This is a genomic window from Corallococcus carmarthensis (assembly GCF_003611695.1).
Lineage (GTDB): Bacteria > Myxococcota > Myxococcia > Myxococcales > Myxococcaceae > Corallococcus > Corallococcus carmarthensis.
In genome coordinates this window covers 1-4910 of record NZ_RAWE01000371.1, presented here as the reverse complement: position 1 = coordinate 4910, position 4910 = coordinate 1, and the positions used below count along the sequence as shown (strand labels likewise).

Below are 4910 nucleotides of genomic sequence, written 5' to 3'. Positions count from 1 at the left end.
GGCCTCGAACGCTTCCGCGATGCGCGCCCACTCCGGCTTCTCCACCTGCTTCGCCATGCCCGGAAGCGTCCGCTGCGCGCTGCGCCCCCGGCAATCCCTCACGGCACGTCATTGGCCGGACGGTTACGGCTTTCCTTAGCGGCGACGCCCCAATCGGCCATTCCCTGCAGTACCGGCCGCCGCCGCAATCCTGGCCAATCTCAGATTAGCGATCTCAGAAAAACCTTTACGTTCACCAGCAATACACGCCCATGACTTCCTGTGCGCCCCTCTCCTCAAACGGAGGCAAACGACTCGCGCTCAAGGAGATTCATTGATCATCACGAACGCATCAGCAATACGCGACCACGCCGCCCAGCGTTCGTCTTGAACAGGAAGATTTTGGCGAGCACGCATGGCAAAGCGCGCAAAAGCAGAATCGCGCTCCTCCTTTGAAACCTGACTGCTGTCCCGTTCAAGACGCTCTTGCTCGACCTGCTCCTCCTCCCAAGCAGCCGGATTGCATTTCACATCCGCCAGCACCACCCTCGCACCAACATAATTACTACAAACCCAAAAGACACTCGAAGCAAACTTCAATACATCACGAGGGGCCCTGGCTGCGAAAACAAACCAATAAACCCCATCTCGAATACACTCACCCGCCGGTCCGGCAACCTCGACGCGCATAACCTCCGCCTCAACTTGTGACTTCGTCATGCGGCGCCCCAACTTATATTCACCACTCAGCAGTCGGCCGATTTTCTGCCTCTCCGAATCCGCCACCCCGGCCGCGCCAATCACTTCCCACAACATCGACTGCAGAAAATCCAACACAGCCCGGGGCTGGCTAACCGCAATCACCGCAACGAGCGACTTCTCAACAAACTCCCAATCCTTCTTCCCCACGCCCTCCCCAAGAACACCCGCAGCCATGCGCCCAAGCTCACGCATCACATTGCTCATCGCGTACCACACCGAGTCGTGTACACATAACCATCGCAACAGCTACAGCAAACAATCGAACCAGGACGCGCCGCCGGATCCCCCCTCAGACTAACATTGCAATGCAGTTTTTCTCCAACACACGGCCCACTCGTGGTCGGCTTTGCCTTGTCTGGGAATGCCTCTTTCGGGAATTCACACATCGCCTCATCCTTATCCCCATACACGTATCCGAAGTCCTCCTCCAACTCAGCACAAGTCCAGATTGTTACTGAAGAGTCCGGCCCACAGAAGAAAAGCTCTTCCGCAGTGGGTGGCACGCCCGGCTCAGAACTGGGATGCGGCTCCGATTCAACTGACGACCCGTACTGCGGTGAAGTACCTGCGCCAGGCTCGTCCATGTTTGCCGCAGCCAACCAAGTGCCACCTACAAGAACCGTCGTACCGACAAGCACACCGCCGACATAAATTCCAGCGATCACGCCCCCTGACGCCCCGGTTCCAATTGCAACTGTCGTCACCCCTCCAATCCCCATATCCCAAAGACCATTGGGATCAACACGACTGATTGGATTGCCAGAAGCGTAGTCATACGCTGGCGTTGGAACCGCCTTCCGCAAGCGCGCGCGAATCCAACCAGCTCTCCTCACCATCGGCTCCGATTGCAAATATCTACCAGCACCGGGATCGTAGTACCTGTTCCAGTTTTCGAACAGATCTGTTTCAACGTCATAATAATGACCAAGAAACCGAAGCGGCACCCAATAAGTTTCTGCCCCCCGTTGATATCGTTGGTACTCGTATCCCCCCATGACAACTCCTGCCGGAGGCTGAGTACCGGCCATGCCGGATGTCACCAACACCACGGAAGACATCCCCTGCGCAGGCTCTACCCAAGGCGACCACACCTGGCCGGAAGCTGTCATCGTCAGGTCATCGACAAGAACCCCACCATCCGATTGATTTCGAATCTCCACGTGCGCCACATTGCCCGTGTCCAGCAAGTGGAAGAGGGCGCGTTCGCGCACCACAACCCCTCCATCCTCAGAGACCGGCTGATTCAGCTCCGCCAAGAGAACCTCCTGTGCGACTCCACCATCTGTGCCAGGAAGCGGATGGAGTGACTCCTGGTCCAGAGCGACACGGTTGACGTGGCCAAAAGGGTCGTAATCCGCAGCACCGCCTACCTTGGCGGCGGAGTCAAACATCACAATCACCTTACCAAGCGCATCCGTCACGGGGAAATAAACGCCGCACGCCGCAGGCTCACCGTTCCGGGTGCAATCACCAGTTGGCGTCGCAACTCGGACCAACCCTGACGTCAATTGCCCTCGAACCACCATGAGCGGGCGATCGCCAAGCCATACATATGTGTCATCGACGTATTGAGCGAAGCCACCGACTGGCGGCGATACCGTTGGATTGCCTCGATCAATCAGCAATGAGTGTCCCAGGCCGTAGAAGAATTCGTCCTCAGCTGTAGTCGGATAGCGCTTGAGCCGTCGCCGGTTCATGGCATCGTAGAAGTACTCATAGGTACTGCCGTTGACATTCACCGAGCGGAACACCGTCTCCGACGCACCGCCAACGGACACGCCGTGATTGAACTGCAACTGATACACAGGCGTTCCAGCGATCTCTACCCACCGCGTCTGCGTAGCACGACCATCCAGGTCATACAGGTACTGGAAATCCAGCATCGAACCGGTCGCGCTACCCTGCCGACGATCAAGTCGATCGACCAAGGCTCCCGTGCCATGAGTCAAGGTCAGCGATGTTCCATCCTCGACCTGACTGATACGATTCCCACGTCCGTCATACCCGTAGTTCCGGGAGCTGACCGTCCCACCCACTGCGGCGACATTGCCCGAGGGACGGGTGACGTTCTTGAGCCGTCCAAGGCCGTCGTACTCGTACTTCACGGTCGTGGGGGTCGGACCTCCCAGGAGGCACGTATCCTCCTGGATGATCTCATCCCCCTTCCACGTATAGACCCGGCGGTACAGGTTCCCCGTGCCGCCATACCAGGAGAAATTCGCGGACGAAACCCAGACGCTGCGCTGCCGTCCCGTGTAATCCGAGTAGGGCGGCGCTCCTTCCGTGCAGGGAGCCGTGGGAGGAGCCCCGCTGTTGTCCCCAAGCGAGTATTCCACGTAGAGGGGATTCGCGGCCCCAGGGGAGTTGATCTTGTAGGCACGGAGACCGCCGTAAGGCTCCCACAGGAAGTCTGACACATTGGCAAGCGCCGTCCATGCGGTCCCGCTCCAGCGCTCAACCGTGACGGTCTCAACCCGGTCTGACGGCACCGTGGTGCTGGGATAGAGGCGATACCCGTAGGTGACACGATGCCCATAGGGGTAGGTCACGGACAACAGGTCTCCCGACGTCGAATACGCATAGCTCGTATGCAGCGTGCTGGCCGGAGTGTCACTCGGGCAGATGAACGTGTTTCCAACGGAACGTCTCACACGGATCTCCTTGGTCACCCGCCCCCAAGCGTCGTACGCCAGCCAGGTCTGCCCGAACGAATCGTTGCGGAAGAGCATCCGCCCACGGGTATTCACGGGCTGCGGGCAGCTGGAATCAGGGGTCGCGGAGGTGTCGTAACCCAGCGTGTAGAGCGTCTCCGTGAGCGGCGAGGCCCCGCCCACGACGCGGGTCGCGGACAAGCGCCGCCCCAGCGCATCGTAGGCATAGGCAAGGTGCTCTCCATCCGCGCGCATCTGCGGCGTCTGCTTCGCCAGGAGATTGCCGCCAGCGTCATGGTCGTACCGCGTCCAGCCATCGCCGCCCTGCCAGGGCAGTTTGACCGCGATGAGCCGCCCGAAGTCGTCGTATCGATAGGTGGACGCAGGCTGGCTGCAAGCAGCGCAGTCGCCACCGGATCCCGTCGCCGGGCACCCCGTGCGCACCGTCGCCATGTTCCCGTGCGCGTCATAAGACATGCACGTCCGTGTTCCTCCCGTCCGCGTTCCGATCTCTGGATACTCATCCACGCTGGTCAACCGGTCCGCCCGGTCATAACTCATCGCATTACAGAGCGGTGACACAGGCCGGCCATCCGCATCCAGCCCACCGCACAGCGCCGGAGGCGAATTGTAGGCAAGGCCCATGCCCACCAAGCGGCTCGCTCCGTCAAACAGCTTGGGACGCACGTACCAAGCAGGATTGCCGTATCGCCCCCCGGCCTGCTCGTAGGAGGGGTTCCCATTCATGTCCGCTTGAAAGGTCCGCAACCTGCGCCCGGTGTCTGCGTCATCACGAGTCTCGAACATCTCCCGCAGTGGCTTCCGGTCTGCCCCGTAGTCGTAGTGGACTTCCTCGCTCCAGGTGTAGCTGTCCAGAAACGCCTGCTTGGCTCTCAGCGTGAGCTTGCCCATCCAGGAGTTCGTACAGTGGCCGTTTCCCGAACCGCGGTAGCAGAACCGCTCATAATCCCCTCGGGGAAAATGAATGGCCGTCATCATTCCATTGTCATAGAGGTACTCCCAGGTCGCCCCCTGGGTCGTGATGGAGGCGACCCGGTCTTCCTGATAGGCATAGGTCGTCTCGATGCCATTGGGGTCTGTGACACTCCGGGGATTTCCCCGCACGTCGTAATCCGCGTACTGGGTTTCCAGCACCGTCTGCCCCGAGCATCCCGTCACGGAGGTCACCTGCGGGTAGCGGGAGACCTTCTTCAGGCGATTGGCATTGGCCGTACCCGCCCCGGCTGCCCAGTACTCGTACTGGGTGACAGGAATCGTCGTGTTGAGCGTTGCCGAGCAATCCGTGGCCGTCGGCCCACTGTAAGCGTTCACGGGGTCTGGCGACCGCGAGCGTGAATCAGGTCCCGGGCAGCAGCGATGGTGCGGGAGTGCCGTGGAGATGGGCTTCAAGGGACGCAGTGAGAGCGTCGAGCACGTTGCGCTCCTGCTTCCTGAGGCTCATCACGGCCGTGAGGATGCGCTCGACGAAGCGGCTGCCGTCCTCGCTCTGGGTGCCAA

At 60.3% G+C, this 4910-nt stretch carries 2 protein-coding genes; both read right to left on the bottom strand.

Annotation, left to right across the window (positions count from 1 at the left end; all coding sequences use genetic code 11):
- Positions 1-300: 300 nt before the first annotated feature.
- Entirely contained in the window at positions 301-945 is a 645-nt protein-coding gene (locus D7X32_RS45210; RefSeq protein ID WP_147450500.1) for a hypothetical protein, read from the bottom strand.
- The gene (locus tag D7X32_RS43120; protein ID WP_147450499.1) at positions 942-4724 is read right to left on the bottom strand and encodes an RHS repeat-associated core domain-containing protein; all 3783 of its coding nucleotides are present in this window, start codon (positions 4722-4724) and stop codon (positions 942-944) included. The genes D7X32_RS45210 and D7X32_RS43120 overlap by 4 nt, the downstream gene beginning before the upstream one ends.
- Between the last annotated feature and the right edge of the window lie 186 nt (positions 4725-4910).

Bases quoted from the DNA above. Each gene is read 5' to 3' on its own strand.
- D7X32_RS45210 (WP_147450500.1), bottom strand. From the start codon at position 945: ATGAGCAATGTGATGCGTGAGCTTGGGCGCATGGCTGCGGGTGTTCTT.